Source organism: Paraburkholderia eburnea (assembly GCF_002917095.1).
Lineage (GTDB): Bacteria > Pseudomonadota > Gammaproteobacteria > Burkholderiales > Burkholderiaceae > Paraburkholderia > Paraburkholderia eburnea.
The window spans coordinates 1-15,244 of sequence record NZ_PQGA01000030.1 but is presented as its reverse complement, the minus strand read 5'-3'; the positions used below and the strand labels follow the sequence as shown (position 1 = coordinate 15,244).

Below are 15,244 nucleotides of genomic sequence, written 5' to 3'. Positions count from 1 at the left end.
CCCTGGTGGTGCCTGGCGATGCTGCTCGACGCAAGTGCGTTTCGCGGCGGCACTACGGCGGCATTAATTAGTCAGGCAAACAGCGCGGCGACGTTTTCTGGAGGACGGCCGATCACCGCGCCGCCACCGCGTACAACGATCGGGCGTTGGAGCAGGATCGGGTGCTTCGAGATGGCTTCGTACAGTTGATCGTCTGTGACGCCTTCTTCACCGAGGCCGAGGTCGGTGTATTCGGTCTCGTTCGTGCGCATCATGTCGCGAAGCGGCCCGCCAAGCAGAGCGTGCAGCGACTTCAGCTGATCGACGGTGAGCGGCGTCTTCAGGTACTCGATGACCTCGACAGGTTCGTTGGTCGCGTTATTGGCGGCTACCAGATCGCAGGTTGCGCGGGACTTCGAGCAGCGAGGGTTGTGATAGATCGTGATCATGGCTTGGGAGCAGGGAGTCAATAGGAGCGGGAGAGCTGGGCGGCCCGGGAGGCGCGCTCGTGGCGGCACTGATTTTACCGGCGGCCGGGAATCGGGGCACCCCGGGGTGGGGCGGCGAGGCGCTTTATGCGCATAAAGAACCGGTGCGGCAGTGAGAAGCGCGAAGGAGGGGAGTGGTTGCGCGCGGCCGATGAGGGCGTGGTTGCCGAGGCGCACTCGTGGCTTTATGCGCATAAAGCCGCCTATCTTTGCCGACGCGATTCTGGCGGGCGACCTGCTCCTGCGCGTCCCCGGCGTCCACACTCACTCGCTTTATGCGCATAAACCTGCCGACAGCCCGGTCCTTTGACCTGCTGAATTGGTTAGCGCATTCAATCCTCACCAACCTGGCCGCACCAAGCCCCCAGGAGACGCCGCCAGCCTCAAACCTTTATGCGCATAAACCCAGGCCAAATGGCCAACGTTGTGCGCCCACACGACGAAAATCAGACGGCCGCCGTTGAATCACAACTTAATCCAGGTAAAATCCAAAACAATTAGCAAAAGGAGAAAATCAATTGGCAGCAGAGATAATCGCAGTCACGCAGCAGAAGGGCGGGGTCGGCAAGAGCACGATCGCGATGCATCTCGGCGCAGCATTCCATGAAAGGGGAAAGCGTGTACTCGTGGTCGATGCCGACGGCCAGAACACGCTGGTTCACTGGGCCAGTGCGTCCGCTGACGGCGACGTCGGTATTCCCTTTCCGGTGGTCAACCTGTCAGAAGCGGGTGGCCAGATCCACCGCGAGATAAAGAAGTTCATCGGGGACTACGACATCATCGTTGTCGACTGCCCGCCGTCGATCACCGAGAAAGTCTCCGGCGTGGTCCTCCTCGCCGCGACCATCGCCGTCATTCCCACGTCGTCATCGCCCGCCGATTACTGGTCGAGCGTCGGCCTCGTGAAGCTGGTACAGCAGGCGCAGGTCATGAACGAAGACCTCAAGGCCGTATTCCTGCTGAACAAGACCGAAGAGAAACGTATGCTCACGCGCGAACTGAAGCGCGCGCTGGAAGAACTCGGTTTCCCTTTGCTCAAGACGCAGATCCCCACCCGCGAAGCGTACAAGCAGGCGATGGCCCTCGGTCAGACGGTCCTGCAGATGAACGATCGTGGTGCGCGGCTCGCCGCGGTCGAAGTTCGCGCCTGCGCGAACGAGATCGCGGAGATGCTCTCCTGACTTTATGCGCATAAAGGAACCTGAATGAAGTCCTCACAATTTGCCAAGGGTTTTCAGGCACGTCCCGATACGACGAGCAGCGAAAAGCGTACGGCGCTCGACCGCCTCAACGCTATCGATGGCCTCGTCCAGGACTCGCCAAAGACGCGCGAACCTGTTGGCCGCGCAAGTCAACCCGAGCCCGCCGTCGACTCCGCAGGCGATAGCCTGGCCGCGCCCGAGCATGAATCCGCCGAATACCGCGCGTGGCGTATCGACCAGGGCTACCGGCCCGGCCAGATCATCGAACTACCGCTGAAGGCCATCAAGCCAAGCCCGTTCAATCCGCGTCACTTCTATCTGAAGTCGTCGATTGCCGAACTGGCGGTGAACCTGGCGAAGCAGGGTCAGCAGCAGGCGATCCACGTGATTCCCGACTACGCCGTACCGGGCAGCTACTTCGTGAGCGACGGCGGACGGCGCGTGCGTGCGCTCAAGGAAGCCAACCGGGAAGTCGTCAAGGCGATCGTCGTCGATTTGCCTATCGGCCTGCAAAGCTACAAGCTCGGCTACGACCTCAATGTGCAGCGCGACTCGCAAACGGTGTTCGACAATGCCGTCGTCTGGAAGCGCTTCATCGACGACCGGCACTTCCAGAGCCAGCGCGAACTGGCCGAGCATCTCGGTCTCGACGAATCGACCGTGGCGGTCGCCCTGTCCATCGGCAAGCTGCCCGAGACGGTGATGCAGGAAATGGTCGCGCGTCCGGATCGCTTCGGATCGAACATGGCGTATCAAGTTGGCCGATATCACGGCGCGCGCGGCACGGACGCCACGCTGCGGCTCATCAACCGGATTCTTGCCGATGACCTCAGCACGCGTCAGGTGGCCGATATCGTCAAGGGCCGCGCCACGCCGCAGGAAAGTCCCAAACCGGCGGCCCGGCAGCGTTACGCGCAGCGTCTGGAAATCAAGTTCGACGGCGTATCGGTCGGCGATCTCAAGTCGTATGGCGATGACCGGCTGGAGTTGCGCCTCAAGGGACTGACGAAGGACCGGCGCGACGCCATCCTTCACCAGATCGAAGCGATGCTGAAGGCGAAGTAAGCCTCGAACACGCTGGTCCGAAAATAAAAAAGCGGTCTTCACGTGGAATGCGTGAAGACCGCTTTTCATTTGGAACTTCTTTACGACTCCACCGTTTCAGCGGAGCACTTCGCTCGCTCTATCAGGCTGCGCGCGAGTGATTCAGCGTGAAGGCAAGCAGATCGCCATCTGTCGGCTCGCCCCAGGTCTTGCGGGCCAGCCAGTCGAAGAACGCCGTCTCCCCGAGCTTGGAGTCGAGACCGCGACGGCGCCAGTCATCGCGCAAATGCGCACCGAGTCCCGGCAGTTCGTCGTTCTCGAACGAGGTGCGCGCGATCTCGCGCTCGAGGTCGCCCTGCTCGTCGTAGAGTGCGCGGGCTTCCTTGCGCCGGTAGGCCGCGTATTCGTCCATCAGACGCGCCCGCGGATCGTCCGCCGCGACAGCGCCCGCCGCGAGCGCACGGCCCGATGCCGCAGCACTCGCGGCGTCCTCGACCGGCGGCGCGTAGCCCTTCTTGAGCGCATCCTTGAAGAGCGCGGCCGCGCTGCGCACTGGCGGCAGGCTCGTGCTGCGCATGCGCTGTTCGGTGAGCTGCAGCGCCGCGCGAATGCGATTCTCTTCGCTATCGGCGTAGAGCGACTGCGCTTCCTTGAGCGGAATGCCAATCTTCACCATGCGATCCACGAGCGTGCTGTCGAACACGTTCGGGTGCTCGTCGAGCGCCAGCATCGGCTGCTTACGCTCGGTGACGCGGAACTGGATCTCGGCAACGCGCCGCCCCTCGCGATGCTCGATGAGCTCGACGAAGATGTTGGTCACCGCGTTCACTTCGGCAATCGCCGGGCGCAGATAGTCGCGCTTGAAATACTTGTACTCGCGTTTGGCCTCGTCGCCGGCTTCGGTGTCCGGCGTACCGGACAGAATCGGGCGCCACCACTCCCACGTTTCGCGCATCGTCAGATGACTCGGATTCGTGAGATAGCGTACGCAGATTTCGTAGAGCGCCAGACCCGCACTGCTGCGCAGCTGACTCTGAAACTGCAGGCTCAAACGAGCATACTGGACCGGGTCGAGCAGTTTCTTCTTGATCTTGGGCGCGAACGAGAATTCCACCCAGACGCGGCGCGTCGTCGGATCTTCGAGAATTTCGGCGTCGGCGATCAGTGTGGAGATCCCCCACTTGCGGCCCGGCTTCTGGCTCGACGTGCCCTGACTCCATTCGACCTGCACCGACACCATGCGGCGCAAATGCTCCTTCACGAGCGCAGTATCGTTCGAGTCGAACGCCGAGTTCGCGACGATGTCGGAGAGCAGTGCACGATAGGTATCGCCAGCCTCGTCGGCCTGCTGCGCGACGGCGAGCAGGACATTGAAGAGCTTGCGGGTGAGCAGGGTGATCTTGCCGCTTTTCGGCTGAATCGCGATCGCCTCGACGGCCTTACGCAGTTCGGCCGAGCTGGGGCTCACCACATCGGTTTTTTTCACGCGCTTCGTGGCCATGCGTCGGGTCAAGGTGAGATTTCGCGCAAGGATACCGTTTGTGGTGAAACGCGTCTATAGCGCGCCTCTCACCATTGCCGGTGATGGCGGCTTCAATCGCACACCTCACCGCGAAACGCTCCCGGAAAGCCTCACCTTTGCGCAACCCGCCTGGCGGCGGGGCTCCCGACGGGTACTAGCTTATCAAGCGCACCGTCGATCAAGAAGTGTTTCGCACGGTGTCGAATTCATCCCGAAAAGCCTCACCTTAAAAATTTCCTGGCGTGAACGCAACACCAGGGTTCCGGGCAGAGGGTGACTTCGCGTCTCTCCGGCATCGAGCAGACCTCAAATCGGCCGTCCAACCTATTCCCTAAGGCGCTAACCGGGCATATTGGCTCGCCAGACATCGCAGTTTGTGCCTTTTGGCTCCCGAAAATACTCACCTATATCATCGACAGCAACCCAGCCGTGCGGCCTCCAGTGCCATTCTTGCTGCGCCATGGAGAGGAAAGCGCTCCTGAAAAGCCTCACCTTTATACAGTCCCGGCCAGCGGTTCAAAGCCAGGTTTAAGCTCCCGAAGAATCTCACCTTTTGAACCGCGATGAGAAAAAGCTAATGAATTCTGGGGGTTATCCACATCCTCCGCGGGCCGGCAATCGAATGAATACCTCCCGAAGAGGCTCACCCTGGAGGGTCCCGCGAGCTTCGTCAGCCATTTAAAATCGCCTCGCACCAATCCTGAAAATTCTCACCTTTTCCGACAACGGTGGGTATCGATCGAATTTCACGGCCTTTGTTTTTCAAGGTTTTGCCGTCAGTGAACGCCAACTAGCTCCTGAAAACCCTCACCTCAGCACATAAATTGACCCAAAAAGGCTCCCGAAAACACTCACCTACGACGGTCCTGGCGATGGGGAATGTCCAATTTCAGATCTTCATGGCAGGCTCCCGGAAATCCTCACCTCAACGCCCGAAACAAGCCACTGGCCGACGAAGCTCATAGCGTTCGCAGTCCCATACCGCGATTTTTGCCCTCCTGTAAAAGCTCACTTGATGCCCTGAAACGCCTCAATCCGGTCAAAATTAGCCTTCGGCTCCCGGAAAGCATCACCTTCACCCGGCGTTTTTTCCCGATAGCTCTCACCCAAGCCTTTTCGACCGCCCGATTCGCGTCAAAAAACATGGAGATCGCGTGCCCCGAATCCGCTCACCGTTGCATTTCGCGTAACAGCGCCCGCCCCTCCGGCGTATACACGGGTCCCGCCACATTCGCTCCCGTAATCGCTCACCCTTGCCGGAGAGTCAAGAATGAGGCTGGCCCCGAATCCGCTCACGTTCTTTCCCGCAGGCTCTCACCGGCTTCCCCGAAGCCCATCACCCACACGTCCCGTAGAGCCTCACTACCTGTCCCGTAAAGCTTCACCCAGGCAGTCTGTAAACCACGCCAGGTAAGGCTTTGCCGTGGCGTTAACGTTTTTAACGGGTATCAAGGGTGTTTACTTTTATTACTCTCTAGCCTTTCTAACCCCGCGAGCCCCTTGAGATATCCACATCCTCTTCTCGAAGAAATGCCCACGACACCTCCCAACGCCTCGTGAAACATTGTCTATAAATGGCTCGCCCATGGAAAATCAAACGTTTACAATTACTTAAGGCGTAAACCTAGATTTGTTTCACGAACCAACAGAGACAGGCGTGAGCTGGCACGCGATTTTGAGTCTGCCTATCCACTGCTTTCAGGCCTGCATGCACATAGGTTGGAAAATCGTATCGAACAATACGTAATTTGTTATTATTCGATCCGTTATCCCTAGCCGAGACAACCATGCTTCGAGACGAAGAACGCCAGACCCTTCGCGAAGAACTCGACCGCCTGCGCAAGGACGGTGCGCGCCGCCAGGAGCTTTCGCTCCATGCATGCAAACGGCTGTTTTTTGATTTTGGCATTCGGCCGTCAATGGCTACCGTCCGCGATCTGACGCAGACCGGTAGCGCCAGCGATATTCCCAAAGACATCGAACTGTTCTGGCAGCGTATCCGTGCGGCTTCCAAAGTACGCGTGGGCAGCGGCGCCATCCCCCCCGCACTGGAAGAACGCGCGGGTGAACTGCTTGGCGCGCTATTTGAAGAAGCCCGCATACTGGCGAAGCAAACGCTGGAGTCAGAGCGCGAAGTTATCGACGCCAGTCGCCAGGATGCCGAACAGGCTTTGCGCGATGCCCAAGCGCGACAGCTGGCGGCCGACGAAATGCTCCTGCGCAGCGAAACCCGTACGGAAGCCGCCTGGCTTCGCGTGCGAGAACTCGAGAATCAGCTCGCGGCCTCGTCGGCGCACGACGCCTCGCATCACGATAGTCTCCAGGCCACGGTGCGTCGCCTGGAAGCCGAAAACGAATCGTTGCAAAAACGTATCGATGCCGAGCAGGCCACCAACGCAGGCCTGCGCGACCGCATCGATGGTTTGCACGAGGAAATGCGCCGCAGTACCGAGCACTACGCCCAGCAGATCAAGGATGCACTGGCCGAAGCCGAGCGCCGCGTGAAGCCGATGCTGGTCGAGCTCGATTCGCTGCGTACGATGTCATCGACATGGCAGGCTGCGCAGCGCGACGCGAGCCGGAAAGAATTCGATTTCATCCAGCAACTGGCGACGGCCAAGGCGCGCGCCGACCGGCTCGACACGGTGTTGCGCGAGCGTTCGGACGAGGTGGATGGCTTGACGCGTCAGGTAGCGACACTGCGCGCGCAGCAGGGAATCGATGGCTCGGTGGCGAGCGTGCTCTGCGCACTGGCGGAGTCAGGCCGCCTCACGCAGCCGGAACTGGCCCAGCTTGGCACCCTCGTGGACGGTCACGTCGGCTTGCCGGCGCACTGTCCGAATTGCGAGCAAGGCGAGCCGGAGCTTTCGCAGGTGGGAGAGGGTTTCGAGCTTTCCTGTCCCGAGTGCGACTACACGTCGGGCGCAGGCGCTTCGCGACTGGAGGCGCTCGCGCGATTTGTCGCCGGGAAAAGACTGTCGGCGACGCGCTGAGGTGAGTGTTTACGGGAATCGCGGCGACACGCGCCACTGCGTTTTCACGGGATTCTTGACGCCTTAGAGGTCTGTTTTAGCTTATACCGGGTTAGCATCAGCCGCGCGCAGGGCGGCTTCCCGGTCGGCCCAGACGCGCCAGGAGCGATGCAGGCGCCCCGCCGAAATTGGCTGCAGAAAACCCAGCCACTGGCCGACCTGATCGGCATCCACGCCACGCTCGAACAGATCCGCCGCAAAACTGTTGCGCAGCGTTTGCGGACTGGCGCGCTCCGCGCGCGTCTGCGCGACGCCCGCGGCCTCCATCAATCCACCGATCGCCCGCAGCACCGTGGCCTTGTGCATCGGCCGCCCGCTGGGCGAGCCGGGAAACACGAGCTGTCCGGGCAGCCCCGCAAGACGCCGCGCCTCGAGCCACGCCCCCATCACGTCGACCGCGAACGGCGCGAGCTTCGTGCTGTGCGTGAAGGCCGGATTGTCGGCTTCGATCGTGATCCATTCCGAACCAATCGCCGTGGCGTCGAGCCGCAGCGCGATCGCGTCACCGGTTTTCAGGCCGCCGCCGAGAAACACCGCCACGAGCGCGCGATCGCGCCGCTCGCGCCAACGCCTGGCCGCCGATTGTTCGGTGAGCGGGGCGAACAGGCGGGCGATCACCGCTGCGCGCTCCGTGGCCGTGAGAAAACCGGTCGGCTCGTTTTCACGCGCGTTGCGCCAGGCGGCTTCGCCGTCCTGGGCGATGAAGCGCGCGGGGTTCGTGGACGCCAGTTCGATCTGCCGCACATGGTCGAGCACGCGCTCGATCAGGCGCAGGTAGCGCAGCCGCTGCGGTTTCTTGACTTCGAGCCCGGCGACGAATTCGGCGATCGTGCCGGTATCGACGGAAACGATGGTCTTGCGCTTGAGCGCGAGCCATTCGAGAAAGCGCCCCCATTGCACGCGGTAGATATCGGCCGACGAACGGCGCAGATCCTGCGCGGCCAGCCACGCATCGAAGGCCGCGGCGGGGTCCTGTTGCCAGTCCTTGCGCTGCTGGTCGAAGAGATCGCGGGAAGAGGGGGACGAGTGGGACAAGTCGGAGGCGGTCATCACTGTCCTTCCGTTAGTTGCAACGCAGAAGGGAATTCTAGCGAAGGCTGGAGCGCGATGGAGTCAAACATGGGGTCAAGGACGGGCGCGATCATCAGCCGCCCCACGCGCGCGAGCGCTTGACGGCCGCCTTGCGGCGCGTGTCGCGTTGAGCTTCTTCGGCACTGCGCGCGGCATATTCATAGGCGCTGACGGCGAACGCGAACACCGCGGGCAGCGCATTGGACTGTCCGAAGTCGACGGTTTCGTCGGTTTCCGGATAAGCGAGATCGCCTGGGCGCTGGAACAGACCGAGCATTAGCGCGTCGTGACGGCTGGCGAAACCGAGATCGGCGAGCGCCTCGGCTTCGATCGCGTGCAGCAGGCGCCAGCTCAGCGGCACCTGCTGGGCAATATATCGATGCGTGATGCTGCGCACGATCTGCTCAAGATCGCGCGCGGCCGCCTGGAAACGCAAGGCGGCCAGATCCTGCTCGTTCGGGATGCGCGAGGTGTGCATGGGCGGCTCCGTTCGTTCTTTTTACTGTATGAATATACAGTAGTTGGAGCGATCGCGCAGCCCGGAATGTGTGTTTTGGCCATCCGGCCAAGCGGGGTAAGCCGTGAATCAGCCGTGAATCACCACGAGCAGCGCTCGCGCTTCGCCTTTGCCCACATTGCGGATCGCATGGGGCTGGTCGGCGATATACCGCGCCGTGTCGGCCGACTTCAGCCGTTCGACGCTGCCGGCCGCTTCCACTTCGATCGCGCCTTGCAGCACGGTGAGGTGCTCGCGCGTGCCGGGCTCATGGGCGTTCGACACCAGCGCGCCGCCGGGCTTGAGCGTCAGTTCGTACCATTCGAAGTGACCGGCCAGTTCGATCGGGCCCCACACGCGCAGCTGATAGCCCGCATCGTGACCGAGCAAGGTGGGAATGTCGTGCGAGCCGGCCACGACGATCGCATCGGGCGCCCTGGGGGCGGCGAACAGCGAGTCGAGCTTGACGCCGAGCGCATTGGTCAGCCGCCAGGCCACGGCGATGGTCGGATTCGCCTTGTCGCGCTCGATTTCCGAAAGCATGGACTTCGACACGCCGGCGGCGCGCGACAGTTCGTCGAGCGTCATGCGGCGCTCGCTGCGCAGGCGCTGGATCTGCTCGCCCACACGCGGGGGCGCGGCGGGCGCTGATTTGCCCGGCAGGTCGCCGGGTTCCGTCGCAGCACCGGTTTTGGCCACTGCGGCGCGGGATTTGCGCGCAACGGGTTTCACGGCGACCGCGCCAGCCGGATCGTCTGCTGGTTTCTTGACCTGCGCGCGCGCGCCTGAGCCGGTGCTTGCCATTCCCTGCCTCATCGTTTAGAGTTTGTTCGATATACCGAACTTGAGTTCGAAAAAACGAATAAATTCGCTCGAAGCTGACGGCGACTATAACAGCCGCGGCTTGCCCTGTCAGGAGCACATTCCCATGAGCCTTTCCTATTTCGACCACCTGCGCGCGACGCTCGACCAGATCCGCGCCGATGGCTTCCACAAGAGCGAGCGCGTGATCGCGACGCCGCAGTCGTCCGCCATCGGGCTGGCCGACGGCAGCAACGTGCTGAACTTCTGCGCCAACAATTATCTGGGGCTCGCCAATGACGCGCGCCTGATCGCCGCCGCGAAGGACGGGCTCGATCGCGACGGCTTCGGCATGGCCTCGGTGCGCTTTATCTGCGGCACGCAGACGGTGCACAAGCAACTCGAAAGCGCGCTGGCCGCCTTCCTCGGCACGGAGGACAGCATCCTCTATTCGAGCTGTTTCGACGCCAACGGCGGCTTGTTCGAAACGCTGCTCGGCGAAGAAGACGCGATCATCAGCGACGAACTCAACCACGCGAGCATTATCGACGGCGTGCGGCTCTCGAAGGCGCGCCGCTATCGGTACAAGAATAATGACCTCGCCGATCTCGAAGCGAAGCTGCGCGAAGCCGATGCCGGCGGCGCGCGCTACAAGCTCATTGCGACCGACGGCGTGTTCTCGATGGACGGCATCATCGCGGATCTCAAGGGCATCTGCGATCTGGCGGATCGCTACAACGCACTCGTGATGGTGGACGACTCGCACGCGGTGGGCTTCATTGGCGCGCACGGCCGCGGCACGCCCGAGCATTGCGGCGTCGCGCAGCGCGTGGACATCATCACAGGCACGCTCGGCAAGGCGCTGGGCGGCGCATCGGGCGGCTATGTCGCGGCGAAGAAGGAAGTGATCGAACTGCTGCGCCAGCGCTCGCGCCCCTATCTGTTCTCGAACACGCTCGCACCCAGCATCGCCGCCGCCTCGCTCGCGGTGCTCGAACTGATCGCGAGCGACGAAGGCGCGAATCTGCGCGCGCGCGTGCAGGCCAACGGCGCGCACTTCCGCCGCGAGATGAGTGCGCTCGGCTTCACGCTCGTGCCGGGCGAGCATCCCATCATTCCGGTGATGCTCGGCGACGCGCAAGTGGCCTCCACAATGGCCGATGCGCTGCTGAATGAAGGCGTCTATGTAATCGGTTTCTCCTACCCCGTGGTGCCGAAGGGCCGCGCGCGTATCCGCACGCAGATGAGCGCGGCGCATACGCCCGAACAGGTCGAGCGCGCGGTGGCGGCATTCGCGCGCGTGGGCAAGCAACTGGGCGTGATTTGAGCGGCGATTTACCAGGGATACCGAAATAACATGAAAGCACTTGCCAAACTCGAACGCGGCCCGGGCCTCACGCTGACCGACGTGCCGAAGCCCGAAGTCGGCCACAACGACGTGATGATCAGGATCCACCGCACGGCGATCTGCGGCACGGACATTCACATCTGGAAATGGGACGACTGGGCGCAAAAGACCATCCCCGTACCGATGCACGTAGGCCACGAATACGTGGGCGAAATCGTTGAAATGGGCCAGGAAGTACGGGGTTTCTCGATAGGTGACCGCGTCTCGGGCGAAGGTCATATCACCTGCGGCTTCTGTCGTAACTGCCGTGCGGGCCGTCGTCATCTGTGCCGCAATACGACAGGCGTGGGGGTGAACCGCGAGGGTGCGTTCGCTGAATACCTCGTGATTCCGGCCTTCAACGCGTTCAAGATTCCACCGGAAATCTCCGACGACCTTGCCGCGATCTTCGATCCGTTCGGCAATGCCACGCACACGGCGCTGTCGTTCAATCTCGTCGGCGAAGACGTGCTGATTACGGGGGCGGGGCCGATCGGCATCATGGCCGTGGCGATCGCGAAGCACGTGGGCGCGCGCAATGTGGTCATTACCGACGTCAACGACTACCGCCTCGACCTCGCGCGCAAGATGGGCGCGACGCGCGCCGTGAACGTCGCACGCGAATCGCTGCGCGACGTGATGGCCGACCTGCACATGACTGAAGGCTTCGACGTGGGCCTCGAAATGTCGGGCGTGCCCAGTGCCTTCACGGCTCTGCTCGAATCGATGAATCACGGCGGCAAGGTCGCGCTGCTCGGCATTCCGCCCGCGCAGACCGCCATCGACTGGAATCAGGTCATCTTCAAGGGCCTTGAAATCAAGGGCATTTATGGCCGCGAGATGTTCGAGACCTGGTACAAGATGGTCGCGATGCTGCAAAGCGGGCTTGATCTGTCGCCCATCATCACGCACCGCTTCAAGGTCGACGATTACGAAAAGGGCTTCGCAGCCATGCTTTCGGGCGAGAGCGGCAAGGTGATTCTCGACTGGACCGGCGCCTGAGTCCTCGTCCCTTTCTTCATTCCGCTTATTGAGCCGCCGCCGCGCCTGCTGGCGGCGGTTGCTCGAATTCAGCCTCGATGCGTACGTCGATCGCATCGCCTACCGCCGGATACCACGTCGTCAACCCGAACGCCGACCGGCTGAAGGTTCCGTGCGCCGAAAAGCCCAGCGTCGGCTGCTTCGTGAGCGGATTCGGCGCGTAGCCGTTGAACGTCACGTCAAGCGTGACCGGCTGCGTCGCGCCGCGGATCGTCAGATTACCCGTTAATTTCCCCGTCAGCCTGCCATTCGCTTCGCCGGTGCGCTCGAAGTGCGTGCTGGCGAAATGGATCTGCGGATAACGCTGCGCGTCGAGCATCTGTGCGCCCTTCACCATGCGATCGAGCGCGTCCACGTTGGTGTCGAGGCTGGCGGCATCGATATCGACTTCCACCGTGGCGTCTTCCAGTGTGTGCTCGCGCCAGTCGAGCCACGCGTTCGCGCGATCGAAGCGCATCACGAAGCGCGTGTAGTGCAGATGATCGACATCGAAAACGATGCTCCAATGGTGGGGATCGAGCGTGTACTGACCCGCCGGCACGGCTGCTTCGGTGGAACTCACGCTATGCGTCACCACGCGTAGCGGCGTGCAGCCGAGCAATCCGGCGCACAGCAATGCAGTGAAGGCTCGGCGTCGGTTCATGGTTTCTCCGTGGTGGAAGACGCAAGGGCGTCATAAGAACAGAACGTATCAGGCCGCGATTTTCTTCCATTCTCCGCCGTATCGGCGATATCTCCGTCGGACCCCGGCAAAATCCGTGCGCGCGCGAGCCTAAGTTTTTCGCTTGACTTGGGAGAATGATCGTTCTACATTACCGGTCATGGAGAACGATCATTCCACCTCAAATCGATGATGTCATGAGCAAGACTGCTATTTCCGCTGAAGAATCGCCGCTTCTTTCATCGTCGCTCGATGCGCGCGAGCGCCTGCTCGAAGCCGCCGAAGCGCTGATTTACGCGGGCGGCATTCATGCCACGGGCGTCGATGCGATCGTCCGCTCGGCAGGAGCCGCGCGCAAGAGCTTCTATACCTATTTCGAATCGAAGGACGCGCTCGTCGCGGCAGCGCTCACGCGTCGCGACGAGCGCTGGATGCGCTGGTTCATCGACGGGACGCTCAAACGAGGCCGTACGCCACGCACGCGCCTGCTTGCGATGTTCGACGTGCTGCACGAGTGGTTTGCCTCGGATGGCTTTCACGGCTGTGCGTTCCTGAACGCCGCGGGCGAAACCGCGTCGCCTGACGATCCCGTGCGCGAGGTCGCGCGTATGCACAAGGCGCGGCTGCTCGCCTTCGTTGCTGAACAATGTGACGCGTGGCGCCTCGCCAACGGCGCCGATCGACGCGTGGCCATGAGACTCGCGCACCAGTGGTTGATCCTGATCGACGGCGCGATCGGCGTGGCGCTGGTGAGCGGGGACGTTGATGCCGCGCACGATGCGCGCGCAGCCGGCCAGCTATTGCTCGACGCACTTACGCCAGACTGCGCGCAAGCCTCGCGTCTGCGCCGCTGACGATCGAATCTTCCGCTTTGTTCGAATCAGGCGCGCCACGTCGGCTCGCCGCCCTTCAGCCAGAGAAAGGAGCACGACCATGACCGACTCAAACACGACCCCCGCAGAAGTCCGCCCGCCGCTTCCGCCGTTCACGCGCGAAACCGCCATCCAGAAGGTACGCGGCGCCGAGGACGGCTGGAACACGCGGGATCCGCAGCGCGTGTCGCTCGCCTATACGCCGCAAAGCGTCTGGCGCAATCGCGCGGAATTCGTGACGGGGCGTGAAGCCATCGTCGGCTTTCTCACGCGCAAGTGGGCGCGCGAACTCGATTACCGGCTCATCAAGGAACTGTGGGCCTATACGGACAACCGCATCGCGGTGCGCTTCGCCTATGAGTGGCACGACGATTCGGGCAACTGGTTCCGCTCGTACGGCAACGAGAACTGGGAGTTCGACGCGAACGGGTTGATGGCGCATCGTCACGCCTGCATCAACGACTTGCCGATTCGCGAGGCCGACCGTCTTTATCACTGGCCGCTCGGTCGCCGGCCCGACGATCATCCGGGTCTGAGCGACCTCGGCCTCTGAGCGGCGCGTTCCGCGTTCATCGCCACGACGCACTGGGCTGGCATGATGGTCTGAGCCGAAGGTGACGCAAACACAGTCGATGCGCCCGCCGCGTTTCCGAGCAAAGCCTCGGTACGCGTGCGGGCGCGCTTGCTGTACAGTTTGCAGTCACCGGAAGGCAGAACAACAGCAAACCATAAACAGACCCAGCAGCAGACGCCCCGAAGCAATTCGGCGAGCGCGAGGACGGAGAGCCCATGCGGTTTTGGCAAGTGCGCGGTGGCAGGACAGGGAGAAAGACGATTGCGGGCGCAGCGCTCACGCTGCTGATGCTTGGCGCGGCAATGGGCGCACGCGCGGCCGACTGGTGCGGCGCGGGCCTATGGGTCGACGCGATGGTCGGCTCGTATCACATCCATCCCGACAAAGACTTCGAGCAGTTCAACCCGGGCCTCGGCATCGAATGCTGGCCGAGCGACCAATGGGGCGTCACAGCAGGGGGCTTTCGCAACTCGCTGCGCCGGCCCTCCTTTTACGGCGGCGGGGTCTGGGCGCCGGAGTTTCTCCATTGGGGTTACGTGCGCCTGGCAGCCATGGGCGGCATCATCTCCGGCTACAACTACGGCAACTGGGGCCTCGGCCACAATCACACGATCGGCCCGGTGGCCGCGCCTATCGTGATGGTTGCGTATAAGCGCGTGGGCGTGAACTTCATCGTCATTCCGCCGATTCCGTCCGATGATTTGCCATTCACGGTCGGGTTTCAATTGCGGGTGAAATTTTGAGCGGTTTTTAGAAAAATCGGCCCGTTGAAATAATTTTTTCAAATTCGCTTGACGGGTCGATCTGCGCCCTGCATAATTCGCCTCCTCCTGCTGATGCAGCGACGCAGAAAACACCGGATAGCTTGATTTTTCAGCGGTTTTCAGCGAATCGATCTTTAAAAATTTACAGCCGATAAGTGTGGGCGCTTGATTCGATCTAGCTCCTCGTCGCGATCATTTTTTGATCTGGCGAGATAGCAAAAGTATCAAGAGTCTCACACAGAAGTAAGTCAGGTTTTTGAAGTGATTCAAATTCCTGTCAGCTTTGAGTGAGCGACGGGTTCTTAAGTGA

Annotated in this window: 14 protein-coding genes; 8 read left to right on the top strand and 6 right to left on the bottom strand. The window is 61.8% G+C overall.

What is annotated here, in order from left to right:
• Positions 1-71 precede the first annotated feature (71 nt).
• Complete coding sequence (arsC, locus tag B0G62_RS29175; RefSeq protein WP_103707646.1) at positions 72-428, bottom strand: arsenate reductase (glutaredoxin); 357 nt, start codon at positions 426-428, stop codon at positions 72-74.
• A gap of 557 nt (positions 429-985) precedes the next feature.
• On the opposite strand from arsC, the gene parA reads away from it, so the two are divergent.
• Positions 986-1,648, top strand: a complete 663-nt coding sequence (gene parA / locus B0G62_RS29170; protein WP_103707645.1) for a ParA family partition ATPase — start codon at positions 986-988, stop codon at positions 1,646-1,648.
• 24 nt (positions 1,649-1,672) lie between these two features.
• Positions 1,673-2,734 (top strand): ParB/RepB/Spo0J family partition protein, encoded by a 1,062-nt coding sequence (locus tag B0G62_RS29165; RefSeq protein WP_103707644.1) that lies wholly within the window; start codon positions 1,673-1,675, stop codon positions 2,732-2,734.
• A gap of 121 nt (positions 2,735-2,855) precedes the next feature.
• Here B0G62_RS29165 and B0G62_RS29160 read toward each other — a convergent pair whose 3' ends face one another.
• Entirely contained in the window at positions 2,856-4,214 is a 1,359-nt protein-coding gene (locus B0G62_RS29160; RefSeq protein ID WP_103707643.1) for a replication initiation protein, read from the bottom strand.
• 1,808 nt (positions 4,215-6,022) lie between these two features.
• On the opposite strand from B0G62_RS29160, the gene B0G62_RS29155 reads away from it, so the two are divergent.
• On the top strand, positions 6,023-7,228 hold the full coding sequence (locus B0G62_RS29155) for a DNA-binding protein (protein WP_103707642.1): 1,206 nt from the start codon (positions 6,023-6,025) through the stop codon (positions 7,226-7,228).
• Positions 7,229-7,309: 81 nt separating this feature from the next.
• Here the strand turns inward: B0G62_RS29155 and B0G62_RS29150 are convergent, their stop codons facing one another.
• From B0G62_RS29150 to B0G62_RS29140, 3 genes are all read right to left on the bottom strand, one after another.
• Positions 7,310-8,317, bottom strand: a complete 1,008-nt coding sequence (locus B0G62_RS29150; protein WP_103707641.1) for a tyrosine-type recombinase/integrase — start codon at positions 8,315-8,317, stop codon at positions 7,310-7,312.
• A gap of 94 nt (positions 8,318-8,411) precedes the next feature.
• Positions 8,412-8,816, bottom strand: coding sequence for a DUF2471 family protein (locus B0G62_RS29145; protein WP_103707640.1), 405 nt, complete (start codon positions 8,814-8,816; stop codon positions 8,412-8,414).
• Positions 8,817-8,924: 108 nt separating this feature from the next.
• A complete protein-coding gene (locus B0G62_RS29140) occupies positions 8,925-9,638 on the bottom strand; it encodes a helix-turn-helix domain-containing protein (RefSeq protein ID WP_103707639.1) in 714 nt (237 codons plus the stop codon).
• Positions 9,639-9,762: 124 nt separating this feature from the next.
• Here B0G62_RS29140 and B0G62_RS29135 point away from each other — a divergent pair, with 124 nt between their 5' ends.
• Positions 9,763-10,962 carry a glycine C-acetyltransferase gene (locus tag B0G62_RS29135; protein ID WP_103707638.1) on the top strand — a complete coding sequence of 400 codons (1,200 nt, stop codon included), beginning with the start codon at positions 9,763-9,765 and terminating at the stop codon, positions 10,960-10,962.
• Positions 10,963-10,992: 30 nt separating this feature from the next.
• Positions 10,993-12,024, top strand: a complete 1,032-nt coding sequence (tdh, locus tag B0G62_RS29130) for an L-threonine 3-dehydrogenase (protein WP_103707637.1) — start codon at positions 10,993-10,995, stop codon at positions 12,022-12,024.
• A gap of 25 nt (positions 12,025-12,049) precedes the next feature.
• Here the strand turns inward: tdh and B0G62_RS29125 are convergent, their stop codons facing one another.
• Positions 12,050-12,706, bottom strand: coding sequence for a YceI family protein (locus tag B0G62_RS29125; RefSeq protein WP_103707636.1), 657 nt, complete (start codon positions 12,704-12,706; stop codon positions 12,050-12,052).
• A 215-nt stretch (positions 12,707-12,921) separates the two neighbouring features.
• Here B0G62_RS29125 and B0G62_RS29120 point away from each other — a divergent pair, with 215 nt between their 5' ends.
• From B0G62_RS29120 to B0G62_RS29110, 3 genes are all read left to right on the top strand, one after another.
• Entirely contained in the window at positions 12,922-13,578 is a 657-nt protein-coding gene (locus tag B0G62_RS29120; RefSeq protein ID WP_103707635.1) for a TetR/AcrR family transcriptional regulator, read from the top strand.
• 79 nt (positions 13,579-13,657) lie between these two features.
• A complete protein-coding gene (locus B0G62_RS29115) occupies positions 13,658-14,149 on the top strand; it encodes a nuclear transport factor 2 family protein (protein ID WP_103707634.1) in 492 nt (163 codons plus the stop codon).
• A gap of 308 nt (positions 14,150-14,457) precedes the next feature.
• On the top strand, positions 14,458-14,913 hold the full coding sequence (locus B0G62_RS29110) for a hypothetical protein (protein WP_244193429.1): 456 nt from the start codon (positions 14,458-14,460) through the stop codon (positions 14,911-14,913).
• Positions 14,914-15,244: the final 331 nt, after the last annotated feature.